The following is a 16,045-nucleotide window of genomic DNA, read 5'->3' on the forward strand; positions in this document are numbered from 1 at the left end:
CATGAGAGCCACCTGTTGGGTCGCCCCGAACAAGGTATCCGTCGACGACGTGCCCGACCCGCAGATCATCAACCCCCGGGACGCGATCGTGCAGATCACGTCGTCCGCGATCTGCGGCTCGGACCTGCACCTGCTCCAGGGATATCTCCCGGCGATGAGGAAGGGCGACGTGCTCGGCCACGAGTTCATGGGCGAGATCGTGGAACTGGGCCACGGCGTCCGGGACGGGCTGGGTGTCGGCGACCGGGTCGTGGTGGCCTTCCCGATCGCCTGTGGCAACTGCGTCGCCTGCGCGAACGGCCTCTACTCCATCTGCGAGAACTCCAACCCCAACGCGGCCGTCGCCGAACTGGCGATGGGTCACTCGCCCGCGGGTGTCTTCGGCTACTCCCACCTGCTCGGCGGCTACGCCGGCGGTCAGGCGCAGTACGTACGCGTGCCGTACGCCGACGTCGGGGCGCTCAAGGTCGAGGACGACCTGCCGGACGAGAAGGTGCTGTTCCTGTCCGACGTCCTGCCGACCGGCTACATGGCCGCCGAGATGTGCGACATCGAGCGCGGCGACGTCATCGCCATCTGGGGGGCGGGGCCGGTCGGTCAGCTCGCCGCCGCCAGCGCCTTCCTCCTCGGCGCGGAACGGGTGATCGTCATCGACCGCTTCCCGTACCGCCTCGCGATGGCGCGGGAGAAGACGGGCGCGGAGACGATCAACTACGAGGAGACCGACGTCCTCGACGCCCTGCGGGACATGACCGCCGGGCGCGGGCCCGACGCCTGCATCGACGCGGTCGGCGTGGAGGGGCATCACGCCTCGGCGGCGCTGCACGCGTACGACAAGGCCAAGCAGGCGCTCAAGATGGAGACGGACCGACCGCACGCGCTTCGGGAAGCCGTCCTGAGCTGCCGCAACGGCGGCACGATCTCGGTGATCGGCGCGTACGGCGGCTTCATCGACAAGTTCCCGATGGGCTCGTTCACGAACCGGTCGCTGACCATGCGGTCGGGCCAGACCCACGTGCAGCGCTACATGCGGCCGCTGCTGGAACGCATCCGTAAGGGCGAGATCGACCCGAGCTTCATCATCACCCACACCATGCGGCTCGACGACACGCCCCACGGCTACGACATCTTCAAGAACAAGCAGGAGGACTGCGTGAAGGTCGTCCTCAAACCCTGACCCTCGCGGTCGTGCCGGTCTAGGACGACGGCGCTCCGGTCCTGCTCCTCGCTGCGGCCCGTCTCCCGCCGCGACATCGCCTTCGCCACCTCGATGGAGAACGGTGACCCCGGCGGCCCGCATCAGGACCGGCGGCCCCTCGGCGGTCAGCTCGCCGACGCCAGCCGCCCGCCGTCGGCCAGCACGTCCCGGGCCTGACGGGCGAGCAGGAGGTGCTCGGAGCGCCGGGCGAGTTCCTCGCCGAGGCGGGCGTGCCGCGCCGCCTCCGCCTCCCGCCCGGTGCGCCGTGGCCAGACCGATGTGGGCGCAGACCTCCGCGCGGCGGTAGCCGATCTCCCGGCTCAGCCGCAGGGCCCGGTGCAGGAGGTCCTCCACGCCTGCCGCCACCTTGTGACCAAGGTTTGAATGATGGTTCAATTCTTGCGTGGTCTACCGGAGCACCGACCGTGTGAAGGCTCGGCTGAGCGCGTCCCGCGACCGGATCATCGTCGCCGCCCTGGAGATCATGGCCGGGCACGGGTACGCCGGCTGTTCCGTCGCCGCCGTCGCCGAGCGGGCCGGCATGGCCACCGGCAGCGTCTACCGCCACTTCCCCACCAAGGCCGACCTGTTCGCCGAGGTGTTCCGCACCGCCTCCCAGCGGGAGGTGGACGCGGTCGCGCGCGCGGCAGCGCTGGAGCCCACGGTCGCCGCGCAGGTGTCCGCCGTCATCGAGACGTTCTCCGGCCGCGCGCTGCAGTCCCCGCGGTTGGCGTACGCCCTGCTCGTCGAGCCGGTCGACCCGGCGGTCGACGCCGAGCGGCTCGTCTTCCGCCGGGCGTACGCCGAACTGATCGCCGGCTACGTCGCGGCCGGCGTGGCGAGCGGTGAGCTGCCCCCGCAGGACCCGGAGCTGACCGCGACCGCTCTCGTCGGTGCCCTGGCCGAAGCGATGGTCGGCCCGCTGGCGGCCGGGGTCGCCGGCCCGAGCACCATCCCCAGCCTGATCACGTTCATCCACCGTGCGATTGGAGTGTCGCCTTGACGACGCACGAGGTTCGCAACCAGGTCCCCCCGCTGGCCGGCTACGACGCGGCGGACGACCCGGCGCTGCTCGACGGGCTCGCCCGGGAGGGTGCCGGGTGGGCCACCGCGGAGCTGCACGAGCTCGGCCGGATCGGCGGCGCCGAGCAGGCGATCGAGTACGGGCGGCTGGCGAACGAACACCCGCCGGTCCTGCGCACCCACGACCGCTACGGCCACCGGATCGACGAGGTGGAATTCCACCCGGCCTGGCACGAGCTGATGCGCACCGCGGTCACGCACGGGCTGCACGCCGCGCCGTGGGCGGACGACCGGCCCGGCGCGCACGTGGCCCGGGCCGCCAAGTTCTACACCTGGCGCCCCGACGCCGGGCACGGCTGCCCCATCTCCATGACGTACGCGGCGGTGCCGGCGCTGCGGCACGACCCGGAGCTGGCCGCACGGTACGAGCCGCTGCTCACCGCCGCGACGTACGACTTCGGGCTGCGCGCGCCGCTCGGCAAGCGGGGGCTGCTGGCCGGCATGTCGATGACGGAGAAGCAGGGCGGCTCGGACGTACGCGCCAACGCCACCACCGCCCGCCCGGAGCCGGACGGCACCTACCGGCTCCTCGGGCACAAGTGGTTCACCTCGGCGCCGATGTGCGACGTCTTCCTCACCCTCGCCCAGGCGCCGGGCGGGCTCACCTGCTTCCTCGTGCCGCGGGTCCTCCCGGACGGCACGCGCAACCCGATGCGGCTGATGCGCCTGAAGGACAAGCTCGGCAACCGGTCCAACGCCTCGGCGGAGGTCGAGTACGAGCACGCGCTGGCCTGGCGCGTCGGTGACGAGGGCCGTGGCGTGCGCACCATCATCGACATGGTCAACCTGACCCGCCTCGACTGCGTCATCGGCGCGGCGGCCGGGATGCGCCAGGGCGTGCTCACCGCCGTCCACCACGCCACCCACCGGCAGGCCTTCGGCCGGTACCTCGCCGACCAGCCGCTGATGCGCAACGTCCTCGCCGACCTCGCGGTCGAGTCCGAGGCCGCCACCGTCCTGATGATGCGGCTCGCCGGGGCGACCGACCGCTCCGCGCGCGGTGACGCCGGCGAGACCGCGTTCAAGCGGCTCGCCCTCGCCATCGGCAAGTACTGGGTCTGCAAGCGCTGGCCGACGCACGCCGCCGAGGCCCTGGAATGCCTGGGCGGCAACGGCTACGTCGAGGAGTCCGGCATGCCGCGGCTGTTCCGCGAGTCGCCCCTGAACTCGATCTGGGAGGGCTCCGGCAACGTCGCCGCGCTGGACGTCCTGCGCGCCCTCGCCAAGGAACCGCAGGTCATGGAGGCTTTCCAGGCCGAGGTGGCCACCGCCGCCGGCGCCGACCCGCGGCTCGACGCCGCCGTACGAGGGGTGCGGGCCGACCTGGCCGACCACGGCGACCTCGAGCTGCGGGCCCGCCGCGTCGTCGAACGGCTGGCGCTCGTCCTGCAGGGCTCGCTGTTGGTGCAGCACGGCCACCCCGCCGTCGCCGACGCCTTCTGCGCCTCGCGCCTCGGCGGGGACCACGGCCACGCGTTCGGCACCCTGCCGCCCGGAGTCGACTTCGCCACGATCATCTCCCGCGCCGTGCCCAAGGTGGGCTGAGGCCACCGCGGCACTCCCCCACGATCCGGACCCGGCGCGTCACACCGATTCGACGATCTCCGACTCGCGGGGGATGCCCTGCTCGACCACCACCGGCGGCCCGCCGGGTCGACGCCACGCCCGGTAGTCCCGGAAGGACATGGGGAGGCCGCGCGCGGCGAACGGATCCGCGGAGTCCATGACCTGGATGTGCAGGTGCGGCTGCGTGGAGTTGCCCGAGTTGCCGCAGTCGGCCAACTCCCGGCCGGCCGCCACGGGCTCGCCCTCGCCCACCCGGATCGAGCCGGCGCGCAGGTGGGCGAGCACGACGTACCCGCGACGGCCCGCCAGCTCGAGGATCACGTGGTTGCCGGCGAGCGCGCCCGCGCCCCCGCGAGCCCGGGACGCCTGGGTCAGGGCGTAGGGCACCCGCGCGAGCGGTGACCGCCGCGCCACGTGGTCCACCTCGCCGTCGTGGACCGACACCACCCTGCCGGCGGCGGGCGCGAGGATGGGCTGACCGAACGCGAAGAACCGCTCCGCCGGCTCCGTGGCCAACAGCGCGCGCCAGTCCCGCGTGGTCGCCGTGCGCCGGCCCCGCACCGCGACGAAGTCCATGGCGTACGTCGTGGCGAACAGGTGGGTGCCGTGGCTCGGCACGCGCCGGGCCGGGCTGTTGCGCGCGAGCCACGTGCCGCGAAACGGTAGCGTGAGCACGACGTGGTCGAGAGCGGAGATCGTGAACCTCCCGTGTCACCTGCTCGTCCCCGCCACGAACTCTACCGGTGGACCGCCGTCAACGACGTGAGCCGGGCGTGCCGGCCCCGTCTCCCAGGCGGGGCAGGCCGGCCAACCAGCGGTCCAGGGCTGCCGGCGAGCGGAACAGCAGCACCGGCGGCCCGGTCGGGTCGGCCTGCCAGGCCCGCATCCGTCGCCGGGCCCGGCCGAAGGCGGTGAGGTGCCACACCAGGATCGAGTCCCGGGACAGCACGCTGCCCAGCGACTCGCGGTTGCCGTTGCAGATCTCCTCCCCCGTCCGCAACCGGCGGACGGTGCGACGCAACAGGCGCCCGAAGGAGCACCAGCGCGGGTAGTCCAGGCCGACGACCAGGTCGGCGCGGGTCAGCACCACGTCCCGCCACCCGTGGTATGCGCCGTCGAGGATCCATCGGTCGCGTCGGCAGATCGCCTCGATCCGGCTGCGCTGCTGCGCGACCGGCACCTCGACCCAGCCGGGCTCCCAGAGCAGGTCGTCGACGGGGTACCACGGCAACCCCAGGTGCCGGGCCAGCCGCGCCGCCAGGGTGGACTTGCCGGCGCCGTACACCGCGTAGATGAGGATGCGCGAGGGAGCGCTCATCGCGGCAGCGTACGCCGGTGGCGCCACACCGCCCGGTCCACCGTGTCCCACCCCGCCGTCAGGCTCGCCAGCCTGGCCGGGGTGGCGGGACTATCCTCGCCGGGTATGAGCCAACGCGTCGGTCCGGCCCAGCCTCCCTTGTGGCGTGACCGCAACTTCGGCGCGTACTGGGCGGCGCAGTCGCTCTCCGCCGCCGGTGACTCGTTCGCCTACATCGCGGTGCCGCTGCTGGTGCTGCACGCGACCGGGTCGGTCGCCCAGATGGGCCTGCTCACGGCCGTGGCCGGCGCCGCCTCCGTCGGCGCGGGGGTCTTCGGCGGCGTCCTGGTCGACCGGTACGACCGGCGGACACTCATGGTCGCCGCAGACCTGGCCCGCCTGGTGCTCTACGCCCTCGTTCCCCTGGCCTGGCTCGCCGGCCCACAGATCTGGCTGCTCTTCGTCGTCCTGCCCATCTGCGAGGCGGCCGGCATGGTGTTCCAGGTCGCCGCGGTGACCGCGGTACGCAACCTCGTCGACCGACACCGGATCACCGAAGCCAACGGGCGGCTGCAGGCGACCTACGCGACGGCGGCCGTGGGCGGGCCACTGCTCGCGGGTGTGGTGTCCGCCCGATTCGGTCCCACGGCGGCCATCGCCATCAACGCGGCCAGTTTCGCCCTGTCAGCCGCCGGCCTCTGGCTGGTCCGGCTCCGGCAGCCCGCCGAGGGTGAAGGGACCGGCGGCGGGCTGGGGCGGGAGACGCGACTGGCCGAGTTCCTGGCCGGCGCCCGGTTCCTCTGGCGTCAGCCCGTGCTCCGCTCGCTGACCATCCTGCTGTCGGTCTTCATCTTCCTGACGTACGGATTCACCGACGTGCTCATCTACCACGTCAAGTACGACCTCGGCGGCTCCGACGGCACCGTCGGCACGGTGCTCGGGCTGGCGGCGCTGGGCACGATCGCCGGAGCGCTGCTGGCGGCGCCGTTACGCCGCAGGCGTGGCTTCGGAGTCACCTGGATCGGCGCGGTGTCGATGTGCGGTCTCGCCATCGCCGGCATCGGCGTCGTCGGAGACGTGCACGGCGTCACCGTGCTGACCGCGGTATACCTGTGCGGCGTCAGCGTGGGCGGGATCTGCTCGATGTCGCTGCGCCAGGAGATCACGCCCGATCACCTGCTCGGGCGGGTCACGTCGGCTTTCTGGAGCACGCACTACTCGCTCGGCCCGGCCGGTGCCGCGGTGCTGACCTGGGCCGCCGGCCGGTACGGCGTCACCGCGGTGGCTCTCGTCGCCGGAACAGGGTGTCTCCTGGTCGCGGTCGGCGGACTGTTCACGCCCATCCGCCGGGCCGGCGCCGAGCCGGTCGCCCACGAGCCGGAGCTTCAGCGGGCCACCACCTGAGGCGGGCTACGGTCGCCTTCACGACGACAGCCTTCACCTTGTCGGCTCCAGGTTGTTCACTTCGGTCGCAGCGCCGCAACAGCGAAAGGGGTCGCCGTCATGTCGATCAGCCACACCAGTGTCGGTGACTCCGACGCGAGCCCGGTCACCGTCGGGCACGGGCCGCGCAGGGTGCTGGCGCTACACGGCTGGTTCGGGTCGGCGCGGGGCTGGGGCTGGCTGCCGGAACTGATCGACGTCGAGCGCTTCACCTGGGCTTTCCTGGACTACCGGGGCTACGGTGCGCGCACCAGCGTCGCGGGCGACCACAGCATCGCCGAGATCTCCCGTGACGCCCTGGCCCTCGCCGACTCCCTCGGCTGGGACACGTTCTCGGTGGTCGGGCACTCCATGGGCGGCAGCGCCGCCCAGCGGGTGCTCGCCGACGCGCCGGAGCGGGTGGACCGGCTCGTCGGCATCAGCCCGGTCCCGGCCGGTGGTGTGCCCTTCGACCTGCAGGGCTGGGCCCTGTTCGACGGCGCCGCCGCCAACCCGGGCAACCGGCGCGCCATCATCGACCTCACCACCGGCAACCGGCTCTCCGGCCGCTGGCTGGACGAGATGGTGCGGTTCTCCCTCGACCACTGCACCCGGGAGGCGTTCGGCGCCTACCTCACGGCCTGGGCGCGTACCGACTTCACGGACGACGTGAAGGGCAACCAGGTGCCGGCGCTCGCCGTCGTCGGCGAGCACGACCCGGCGCTGGGCGCCGACACGATGCGCGAGACCTGGATGCGCCACTACCCGAACGCCCGGCTGGAGGTACTCGCCAACGCGGGGCACTACGCGATGTACGAGACCCCGGTGCGGTTGGTCACGGTGCTCGAGGAGTTCCTCGGGCAGTGAGCGTCGATCCGGCGCCCCTGGTCGATCCCCGCACCTACGTCGACGGCGTTCCGTACGACCTGCTCGCCACGCTGCGCGCGACCAGCCCGGTGGTGTGGGTCGAGGAGCCCCCGCTGCTCGGGCTGCCCGGCGGTCCGGGCTTCTGGCTGGTGCTCCGACACTCCGACGTGACGGCCGTGCTCAGGCAGCCAGGGCTCTTCTCGTCGGCGCTCGGCGCCACCCAGATCCGCGACCCGGCGACCCCGGAGGACCTGGGTTACGTCCGGCGGATGATGCTCAACATGGATCCGCCGGAGCACGGCCGGCTGCGCCGGCCGGTCGCCCGCTCGTTCACCCCGCGCGCGGTGGCCGCGCTGGAGGCGTCGATCCGCGCGAACGCGGCGGCGCTCGTCGAACGCGCGCTCGGCGACGCGGACGAGGGCAACTGCGACTTCGTCCGCGACCTCGCCGCCGACCTGCCGCTGCTCACCCTCGCGGACGTGCTCGGGGTGCCGGAGCGCGACCGCTGGCTGCTGTACGACTGGTCGAACCGGGTGATCGGCTTCCAGGATCCGGACTACGCCGTGTCCGCCGCCTTCGACCCGCAGGCCGGCACCGCCGCGGCCCGCGAGGCGCTGCGGCACCGGCCGGTGCCGGACGCCGACAGCCGGATGCCGGATCCGCGCGCCCGGGCCGGCATGGCCGACCTCTACGCGTACGCGCACCTGCTGGCCGGGTCGAAGCGCCGCAACCCGGGACAGGACGTCATGTCCATCCTGCTGGCGCACCGCGGCGACGACCGGCTCTCGGTGGACGAGTTCGAGAACATGTTCTGGCTGTTCGCCGTGGCCGGCAACGAGACCGTCCGCAACGGCCTGCCCGGCGCGATGATCGCCCTGCTGGAGCATCCGGCGGAGATGGCGCGGCTACGCCGGGACCCAACGCTGTTCGACACCGCCGTCGACGAGCTGCTGCGCTGGTGGACGCCGGTGATGGTGTTCCGGCGTACCGCCACGGTGGACACCGCCGTCGCCGGGGTGTCGGTGCGGGCCGGGGACAAGGTGGTGGTCTCGTTCGCGTCGGCCAACCGCGACGAACGGGTCTTCGCCGAGCCCGACCGACTCGACCTCGCCCGTCACCCCAACCCGCACCTCGTCTTCGGTCACGGGCCGCACTTCTGCCTCGGCGCGCACCTGGCCAGGTGCCAGCTCCGTGCGCTGCTCCAGGAACTGCTTGCCCGCACCGCCAGCGTCGCGTACGCGGGCCCACCCGACTACCTGCGCTCGAACTTCCAGCGCGGCGTCAAGCGCCTGCCGATCCGCTGGCGGCGCCGCTGATCACGCCCCCGACCCCGCCGAATCACCGGTGTGCCGTGCGGCCCAGGCAGGCGGAACCGGCCGGTTCCGGTGATGACGGGGCTGCGGCGCTCCAGCAGGACCACGTCGCGCCAGCGGCCGTGGTGGCGGCCGACCCGCTCGCGGATGCTATCCGCTCGGCGTCCTGTGGCGTCATGGGTCGGACGGTGATGCCGGCCATGTCGCGGCCTGTCGGGGTGTTGCCGGTTCGCAGGGGAAGGCGACGTCGACGCACGGTTCAGTGTCGGTCGCGGTGTCCCAGTTCTGGTAGTAGATCTCCCGCGCGGACGCACTCAGCCGCTGGTCGTGATCTCGGAGCCACGTGTCCAGCGCGTCGTAGGCCCGCAGGATCGCCGGATAGACCGCCTCCGCCTTCGTCAGCGACACGTACGCCTGCCGGTGGGCTCGCTCGATCCGGACCCCCACCGACCCCTCGGGCTCTACCGGATCACCCGTCGGGGCACACACCTCGACAGGCCCGTCGGAGTCCTCGGTGACCAGGCCGTGGTAGGCGACGAACACGGGCCCGGACAGCGTGCCGCCGGCGGCGGTCAGGTGGTCGAACAGCAGGCGCGTCGCTTCGGGCAGGAAGGACGGAAGGCGATCGGCGGTCACGTGTCGCTGGATGAAGATCACCTTCTGGGTGGGCACGTCGCGGCACCGGACCCCGGACGCGACCCCCGAGGCCGCTCGATCGTCGAGGAGATCCAGCAGGTGACGCACCAGCGGCCGACGGGCGTGGTGCGCGGCCTCGGCGTCCCGCCAGTACGCCTCCACCCTGTCGACCGCCTGCGGGCCGGGAAGGCCGAGCACCTCCGCGATGGCCGCCATGGGCATGCCGATCGCGCGCAGCAGGGTGACGCGGCGGGCCCGTTCCAGTTCCGCGTCGCCGTAGTACCGGTAGCCGGTCCGGGCGTCGACGTGGGCCGGGCACAGCAGTTGACGCTCCTCGTAGAGGCGCAACGCCTTCGCGCTCAGTCGGGACCGATTCAGGAACTCACCGCTCGTCAACCACCGTGGCATGGTCGCGAGTCTGCCCTCCGCCCCAGGGGCAGGGTCAAACAGGCAGGTGTCGATCATCGGCCGGCATGACGCACCGGTCGCGCCAGCCATCGCCCGCCGCCACCTACCGCAACGGCGGCTCCGGCCACTCTCCCGCCCAGGCACCACCGGCGCGATCGTGAGGAGGCTTCGCCTCAGTCACCGTCGCCGTCGCCGCCGCCACACCCCCCGGTGTCACCCGAGGTCGCCAGCCACAACAGGCCGGCCGGGGTCGCGGCCTGGGTGGTCACGACCTGGTCGAGGCGTACGCGTGCCGGCAACCGCCGGTACTTCTCCGCGCCGCCGGGATCCTGCGTCCTGCGCGGCTTGTCAGGCTCCGACATGAGGGGATCTCCTCTCGCACAACTCGATGGGTCGCTGGCCATCTGATGGCCCGTATCACGTCATCCCGACACGTCGGCGGGGTTCACGGAGAGTTCCCGGGTGGCCCGCAGCGCCAGCATCGCCAGCGGCGCGCACACCAGCAGCAGGATCGCTGCCTCGGCAGCGCACACCGCTGTCACGGCAGCAGATACGCCGCCCCGCAGGACGTAGTCGGCGACGGACACGCCGCGCAGCGCGAGGGCAGCAATCCCCAGGAACAGGAGAGTCAGCGGCCAGTGGGCTGCCCGGGCCACTGCCGACGCGCGCAGGACGAGGTAGCCGACACCCGCTGCGGACACCGACAACGCACACAGGCCCGGCCAGTCGAGTGCGGCGAGTCGCAGCTCCTGCTCCACGGGAAGTGTCCACATCCCGATGACGTACAGGGGGCTCAGGAGGACACCGGCGACGAAGGCACGGATCCAGGTCCGGGTGCGCACGGGCGGAGCCTCCCGATGGAACGCCACCAACGCCAGCACCAGGCCGGTGTTGACGAGCACGATGAGCCAGGTGGTGGGGGGCGTGCCGCCAGGCAGGAACATCGCCTCGTAGGTCCTGGCGACCCAGTCCGCGACGAGGGGCACCGCCGCCAGCCAGCGGGCCGGCCTGGGCTGATTCACCGCGAGCGCGACGAACGCGGCGATCGCGAACAGACCAAGGGGATTGAACGCCAGGCGCCACGGTGCACCGGGCAGGTCGAACACCGGCTCGGTGGGCGGCGTCGGCAGCGGCGGAAAGTCGCCGGCGAGCCAGGGCATGACGCCGATCTCCACCGCCGCCGTGACGGCATGGAAGAGCAGGCCGAGCAGCGCCACCGCGCGGATCGCATCGCCCCGGAGCCGCGGCCTCGGCTCGGCGCCGACGCCGCCGAGCCGAAGCCGCGTAGCAAGCGCCAGGACGCTGAGGACTTCGTCTCTGTCCGGCCGGCCGTGGTCCCGGAGGTACGCGGCGTCCTCGGTGTCTTCCTCAGCGCCGACGCACTCCAGGAAGGTGCGGACCATGTCGTCCTCCCACCTCCGGCGATAGGAGGCTGGCAGAAGCGTCAGCAGCCGGCGGTACCGCTGCTCCAGACTGCTCGTCATGCCGCACCGCCGGCGGCCGGCCGCCACACACCGAGTCTTTCAGCGGCCGCACGGGCATTGGCGGCTTGGCGGTCAGCTTCCTCCGCCAACGCCCGCCCGCCGGAGTTGGTCAGCCGGTAGTACCGCCGGAGCCGACCCTGCTGCACCTCCTCGCGGTCCAGTTCCACCAGACCGTCGGTGACGAGCCGGTCGAGCACGCCGTAGAGCGTGCCCACCCTCAGGTGCACCCGCCCCCGCGACAACTCCTTCACCTCGTTGACGACGCCGTAGCCGTGGCAGGGCCCACCGGCCAGCGCTGTCAGGACGAAGAACGCCGCCTCGGTCATCGGTCGAGTCACCATGGCCACAATATATCGGGAGACAGGATATGCGTCCAGGCGGACATATCTGGAGGAGCGCTGACGCGGCCGGCGAACGCCGGGTGAGGTCCGGGGTCCGCCGCCTCGACCGACCGGGCCAGGACGGTTAGCGCGACCTGGCCCGCCGGGAACGGGCCACCACGACCCCCGCCACGACGACCAGACCCAGCCCGAGTGCTCCGGCCGCCACGATCAACGTGGCCACGTCGTCGGGGTGGTCCGCCCTGTCGTCGTCCGCGGCGCGCGCGGTCGGCGCGGGGGTGGCAACCGGCGCTGTCGACGGGTCGGCCGCGGCCAGGGCGTAGCGGAGGAGGTCCGCCCTTGTTCCCGGCGGCCGGCCGGCGGTCTCGGACACGGTGAGCAGGGACCGCCCGTCGCGGCTGTAGGTGATCGACTCGCCCTGCGGCTCGTCGGGCAGCGGGATGACCCGTGGGGTCCCGCTGGTCAGCGCGGTGACCACGTCGCCGTCGGCGACGTCGAACTCGTACGCGTCGGCGTAGGTGCGCAGCACTATCCTGCGCCCGTCCGTCGCGGTGGCAGCGCCGGTGACCGCTGTCCGGCCGAGCACCGAGAACGGGTTGCTCGTCGTGGAGGCCGGCAACCGGACCTGTCCCACCTTCGCCAGTGGCACGGTCGTGCCCGGTCGCAGTGGGCCGCTCGGGGCGTACAGGTTGGCCGAGTACTTGGTCACGATCACCGGCCGGCCGTCGCCGGTCACGAGCATGGCCTCGGCGTCGTGCGGGCCGTCCGGATACGCCATGCGGTGCAGCACCGGACGGTCGGCGCCCGGCGGCAGCTTCCACACCGCGACCGTCTGCCGGGAGCGGTCGTTGTCGCCGATGTCCGCCACCCAGACCGTGCCGTCCACGCCGACGGCGAGGTCCTCGGTGTCGCGGGGCCGCGACGGATACGGCACCGTCCGCGTGACGGCGCACTCGTGATCGAGGAAGAAGATCCGGCGGCGGGCCTCGTCGTCCGCGCCGTCGTTGACCACCACGTACCCGTCGTCCGTGGCGGCCAGGCCGGAGATCTCGGTCAGCCGGTCGTCACGCACCTCGCACAGCGGCGTCCCCCGGACCGGAGCGGGCGACGGGTTCGCCACCGCGGCACCCGGCACCAGCAGGACGGCGAGGATGACGACCGCTCCCGCCACGCGCGGCAACCTCCGCGCGGTTCCCTTACTGCGTCGCATCACCGGCAATCCTCCCATTGCGGCACGCCGGCAGGTCCGCCGACGCCGGTCCGTGTCGGACTACCAGCGGTTGCGTGCTTCCTCCGCCCAGCCGACGAGGCCGTCGAGGTCCGTGCGCTCGCCGTCGTCGGTCTGCGCCCAGCCGGTAAAGTGCCCGAAGCACTGGTGGGTCTCGTTGGCCAGCACGCCGAGGTTGATGCGGGCGACCCGCTCGTGGAACGGATGGAACTCCACGTCCACCCGGTCGCCGGTGATCCGCCAGGGCCGTAGCCAGTCGGTGCGGTCGTAGCGCCAGGTCAGGTCGGCGCCGATCTTGTGCAGCCGCCCGTCGACGAAGAGGGCGTTCTCGGTGGAGCCGGTGCCGTCGGTCCATCGGCCGCCGAGTTGGATGGATCGGCCCGGGGCGCTGCCGGCCGCCCAGTTCCACCGGATGGCGTACGGCCATCTGCCACGGCCGTGGTCGAGCACGGCGAACGAGTCCTTCTCGCTGATCGGGTACGCCGTGTCGCCCACCCACAGGGTGCCGCGCACGGGCCGCCCGAGGTCCTTGACGGTGTACTGGAACCGGCGGGTGTCCCACGGCACCACGACGCCGAGCGATTCGTGTTCCGCGGGCAGCGGCGCCTCCAGGTCGACCTGGACGCCGGGCGTGGTGGCGCGGATCGTGCTGCCGTCCGGGCGCTGGTCGATGTCGATCGACAGGCCGCCGCCGACGGCGCGTACCCGGCCCGCGCCGCTGGCCGCCGGGAACAGCGCGCGGCGGGCGAACGGGACCACCGTCTCCTTGGTGGTCTCGACGCCGCTGCGGCGGTCGAGGACGTAGACGCTGTGCACGCCCGCGTAGTCCAGCGACGACGCGACGAGGCCGACGACGTGCGTGGGGGTGACGATTCCCCAGTACTCCCACCGCTTGGTCCGTCCCCAGCCGCGCAGGTTGGCCCGGTGCAGCGGTCTGCGGCTCCAGCCGACCGCCGCCGGGTTGAGCCGCCCGTCGGGCAGGCACAGGTCGACCGGTTCGGTGATCTCCCGCTCGCGCGTCACCGGGGCAGGGTACCGGTCGGCCGGCGGCCCGGTCGGCGGTCGGGCATGACGTCCAGCGGAGCACCGCCCGCGCCGCCAAAAGTCGCTTGCCGCCAACCGCGGGCTCCGGGAGGCTGGGTCCATGACGTTCTGACGGACAGCACCCCCGTTGCTCCCAGGCCCCACGGCGCCGACCGGTGCCGTCGTGCCGTCCGCCCGTCCCCTTTCAGCGAAAAGCGAGCGTCCTTGTCTCCGCACCAGTCGCGGCGGGAGTCCCTGCCGCAGTCCAACCCTGCCCCTGCCCCTGCCACCGTCACCGTGTTCGCCTCCCCCACGAGCTGGATCGAGTCCGACGCCCTGGCGCAGTGCCGGCAGGTGGCCGCCCTCGACGGCATGATCCACGTCGCCGCCATGCCGGACCTGCACCCGGGCAAGGGCGCCCCGATCGGCGCCGCCATGGCGTCGACCGTGCTGTACCCGTTCCTGGTGGGCTCCGACATCGGTTGCGGCATCGCCGTGTTTCCCATCAGGCTCAAGCGCCCCGTACCCGAGAGGCTCGCCGCCCGGTTCCCCGACCTCGACCGCGCGCTGGACCCCGAGCAGGACGCCGACGACCCGGCCTGGGCCGTCGTGGAGGGCGACGTTCCCGCCGGTCACGTCGAGGGCCTCGGCACGGTCGGCCGGGGTAACCACTTCGTCGAGCTGTCGCGGATCGAGACCGTCCTCGAGCCGGGCCACGCGAGCCGTCTCGGGCTCGCCGCCGGCGACCTCGTGCTCATCGTCCACAGCGGTTCCCGAGGGCTGGGCGAACGGATCCTGCGGGCGCACACCGAGGTCCACGGCGCGGGCCCCGCCCCTGACGCCGCCACCTACCTGGCCATGCACGACGACGCCGTACGCTGGGGATCACTCAACCGGCGGCTGTTGGCCGCCCGGGTCGCCCACGCGCTGGGGGCCGAGCCCACCGAGCCGATCGTCGACCAGTGCCACAACCTGGTCGAGGTCCGCGACGGCATCTACCTGCACCGCAAGGGCGCGGCGCCGGGCGACGGCCGCGACGTGCTCGTCGCCGGCACGCGCGGCACCCCCTCCTACCTCGTCGCCGGCCACGCCGGCCCGGAGGCCAACCATTCCGTGGCGCACGGCGCGGGCCGCAAGATGTCCCGCGCCGACGCCCTGCGCCGGGGCCGGGCCAAGCACACCGTCGAGGAACTGCGCCGCACCCCGGTCGGGTCGCTGGTGGTGTGCGGCGACCGCCAGTTGCTCTTCGAGGAGGCCCCGACGGCCTACAAGCGCATCGAGCAGGTCGTCAGCGACCTCGTCGACCACGGCCTGGCCACCCCCGTGGCCACCACGGTCCCGCTGGTCACCTACAAGACACCCGACGTCGGGCCCGCCTCCCGACCGGACCGGCGGGACAACCGCCGCAGGCGAGGCCGGCCATGAGCGTCCACCTGCTCGTCTCCGCCGGGCGCGGCCCGCAGGAGTGCGCCTGGGCGCTGGCCCGGCTGCTGCGTCGCCTGGAGGCCGACGCCACCCGGCACGGTCTGCCGACCCGCCGGGTGCAGACCGTGCCGGGTGATCGGCCCGACACCTACCGGTCGGTGCTGATCCGGATCTCCGGTGCCGGCGCCGAGGCGTTCGCCGCCTCGTGGACCGGGACCCTGTGCTGGCAGGCGCCCAGCCCCTACCGGGCGAGCACCGGCCGGAAGAACTGGTACGTCACCGCCCGACCGTGCCAGGTCGACACCCCGACCACGACGTTCGCGGAGGCGGACGTCGACATCGTCGCCTGCCGTACCGGCGGCCCCGGCGGTCAGCACCGGAACAAGGCCAGCACGGCCGTACGGGCGACCCACCGCCCCACGGGCCTCGTCGTCGTGGTCGACACCGAACGGCAGTTCAGCCTCAACCGCCGCATCGCCGTCCAACTGCTGCGGCAACGCGTCGAGCACGGCGACGAGACAGCGCGTAACGCCGCCACCACCGCCCGCTGGCGCGTCCACGACGAACTCGTCCGCGGCAACCCCACCCGCGTCGAACGCCCGAGCCCCTCGGGACAGGAGACGGTCCCACCGCAGCGGGCGCACCAGCGACGGGGACGGTCCACCGGGCCACGCCCGCCCCGCTCGTTGTAGTGCCACCGCCGCTGGGCGCCCAGGTCTGCGTCGAAGGTGTGCGGGTTGAGCCGAGCAAAACT

At 72.9% G+C, this 16,045-nt stretch carries 16 protein-coding genes and 1 pseudogene; 8 read left to right on the forward strand and 9 right to left on the reverse strand.

All coding sequences use genetic code 11. From position 1 onward, the window contains the following. The first annotated feature begins 1 nt into the window (after position 1). From ACZ6Q9_RS02070 to ACZ6Q9_RS02080, 3 genes are all read left to right on the forward strand, one after another. A complete protein-coding gene (locus tag ACZ6Q9_RS02070; protein ID WP_393453910.1) occupies positions 2–1,177 on the forward strand; it encodes a zinc-dependent alcohol dehydrogenase in 1,176 nt (391 codons plus the stop codon). Positions 1,178–1,625: 448 nt separating this feature from the next. Next, positions 1,626–2,201 carry a TetR/AcrR family transcriptional regulator gene (locus tag ACZ6Q9_RS02075; RefSeq protein WP_396826785.1) on the forward strand — a complete coding sequence of 192 codons (576 nt, stop codon included), beginning with the start codon at positions 1,626–1,628 and terminating at the stop codon, positions 2,199–2,201. Further along, on the forward strand, positions 2,198–3,826 hold the full coding sequence (locus ACZ6Q9_RS02080; protein ID WP_393453904.1) for an acyl-CoA dehydrogenase family protein: 1,629 nt from the start codon (positions 2,198–2,200) through the stop codon (positions 3,824–3,826). Before ACZ6Q9_RS02075 ends, ACZ6Q9_RS02080 begins: the two co-directional genes overlap by 4 nt. Before the next feature lie 39 nt (positions 3,827–3,865). On the opposite strand, the gene ACZ6Q9_RS02085 is transcribed toward ACZ6Q9_RS02080, so the two are convergent. Together ACZ6Q9_RS02085 and ACZ6Q9_RS02090 are read right to left on the reverse strand one after the other, a co-directional pair. Continuing rightward, positions 3,866–4,522, reverse strand: a complete 657-nt coding sequence (locus ACZ6Q9_RS02085; RefSeq protein ID WP_393453901.1) for a M23 family metallopeptidase — start codon at positions 4,520–4,522, stop codon at positions 3,866–3,868. A gap of 79 nt (positions 4,523–4,601) precedes the next feature. Further along, positions 4,602–5,165, reverse strand: coding sequence for a P-loop NTPase family protein (locus tag ACZ6Q9_RS02090; RefSeq protein WP_393264364.1), 564 nt, complete (start codon positions 5,163–5,165; stop codon positions 4,602–4,604). Between the two features lie 105 nt (positions 5,166–5,270). Here ACZ6Q9_RS02090 and ACZ6Q9_RS02095 point away from each other — a divergent pair, with 105 nt between their 5' ends. From ACZ6Q9_RS02095 to ACZ6Q9_RS02105, 3 genes are all read left to right on the forward strand, one after another. Then, positions 5,271–6,548: an MFS transporter gene (locus tag ACZ6Q9_RS02095; RefSeq protein WP_393453895.1), complete on the forward strand. Its 1,278-nt coding sequence runs from the start codon at positions 5,271–5,273 to the stop codon at positions 6,546–6,548. 99 nt (positions 6,549–6,647) lie between these two features. After that, entirely contained in the window at positions 6,648–7,433 is a 786-nt protein-coding gene (locus ACZ6Q9_RS02100; protein WP_393453892.1) for an alpha/beta fold hydrolase, read from the forward strand. Continuing rightward, positions 7,430–8,749: a cytochrome P450 gene (locus ACZ6Q9_RS02105; protein ID WP_396826781.1), complete on the forward strand. Its 1,320-nt coding sequence runs from the start codon at positions 7,430–7,432 to the stop codon at positions 8,747–8,749. Before ACZ6Q9_RS02100 ends, ACZ6Q9_RS02105 begins: the two co-directional genes overlap by 4 nt. A gap of 71 nt (positions 8,750–8,820) precedes the next feature. Here ACZ6Q9_RS02105 and ACZ6Q9_RS02110 read toward each other — a convergent pair. From ACZ6Q9_RS02110 to ACZ6Q9_RS02140, 7 genes and pseudogenes are all read right to left on the reverse strand, one after another. Then, positions 8,821–8,898: pseudogene (locus tag ACZ6Q9_RS02110) on the reverse strand (GNAT family N-acetyltransferase); the annotation flags it as partial. A 22-nt stretch (positions 8,899–8,920) separates the two neighbouring features. Continuing rightward, a complete protein-coding gene (locus tag ACZ6Q9_RS02115) occupies positions 8,921–9,790 on the reverse strand; it encodes a MerR family transcriptional regulator (RefSeq protein WP_393453886.1) in 870 nt (289 codons plus the stop codon). A gap of 173 nt (positions 9,791–9,963) precedes the next feature. Beyond that, positions 9,964–10,152, reverse strand: a complete 189-nt coding sequence (locus ACZ6Q9_RS02120; RefSeq protein WP_393264375.1) for a hypothetical protein — start codon at positions 10,150–10,152, stop codon at positions 9,964–9,966. Positions 10,153–10,212: 60 nt separating this feature from the next. Next, a complete protein-coding gene (locus ACZ6Q9_RS02125) occupies positions 10,213–11,301 on the reverse strand; it encodes a hypothetical protein (protein WP_393453883.1) in 1,089 nt (362 codons plus the stop codon). Then, positions 11,271–11,600 (reverse strand): PadR family transcriptional regulator, encoded by a 330-nt coding sequence (locus ACZ6Q9_RS02130; RefSeq protein WP_350706191.1) that lies wholly within the window; start codon positions 11,598–11,600, stop codon positions 11,271–11,273. The genes ACZ6Q9_RS02125 and ACZ6Q9_RS02130 overlap by 31 nt, the downstream gene beginning before the upstream one ends. Positions 11,601–11,739: 139 nt before the next feature. Then, positions 11,740–12,786 carry an NHL repeat-containing protein gene (locus ACZ6Q9_RS02135; RefSeq protein ID WP_393453880.1) on the reverse strand — a complete coding sequence of 349 codons (1,047 nt, stop codon included), beginning with the start codon at positions 12,784–12,786 and terminating at the stop codon, positions 11,740–11,742. 99 nt (positions 12,787–12,885) lie between these two features. Beyond that, a complete protein-coding gene (locus ACZ6Q9_RS02140; RefSeq protein ID WP_396826777.1) occupies positions 12,886–13,866 on the reverse strand; it encodes a DUF2804 domain-containing protein in 981 nt (326 codons plus the stop codon). A 225-nt stretch (positions 13,867–14,091) separates the two neighbouring features. Here ACZ6Q9_RS02140 and ACZ6Q9_RS02145 point away from each other — a divergent pair, with 225 nt between their 5' ends. Continuing rightward, entirely contained in the window at positions 14,092–15,291 is a 1,200-nt protein-coding gene (locus ACZ6Q9_RS02145; RefSeq protein ID WP_393453875.1) for an RNA ligase RtcB family protein, read from the forward strand. Then, complete coding sequence (gene prfH / locus ACZ6Q9_RS02150) at positions 15,288–15,983, forward strand: peptide chain release factor H (RefSeq protein WP_393264387.1); 696 nt, start codon at positions 15,288–15,290, stop codon at positions 15,981–15,983. The genes ACZ6Q9_RS02145 and prfH overlap by 4 nt, the downstream gene beginning before the upstream one ends. Positions 15,984–16,045: the final 62 nt, after the last annotated feature.

Source organism: Micromonospora sp. NPDC049139, assembly GCF_055586845.1.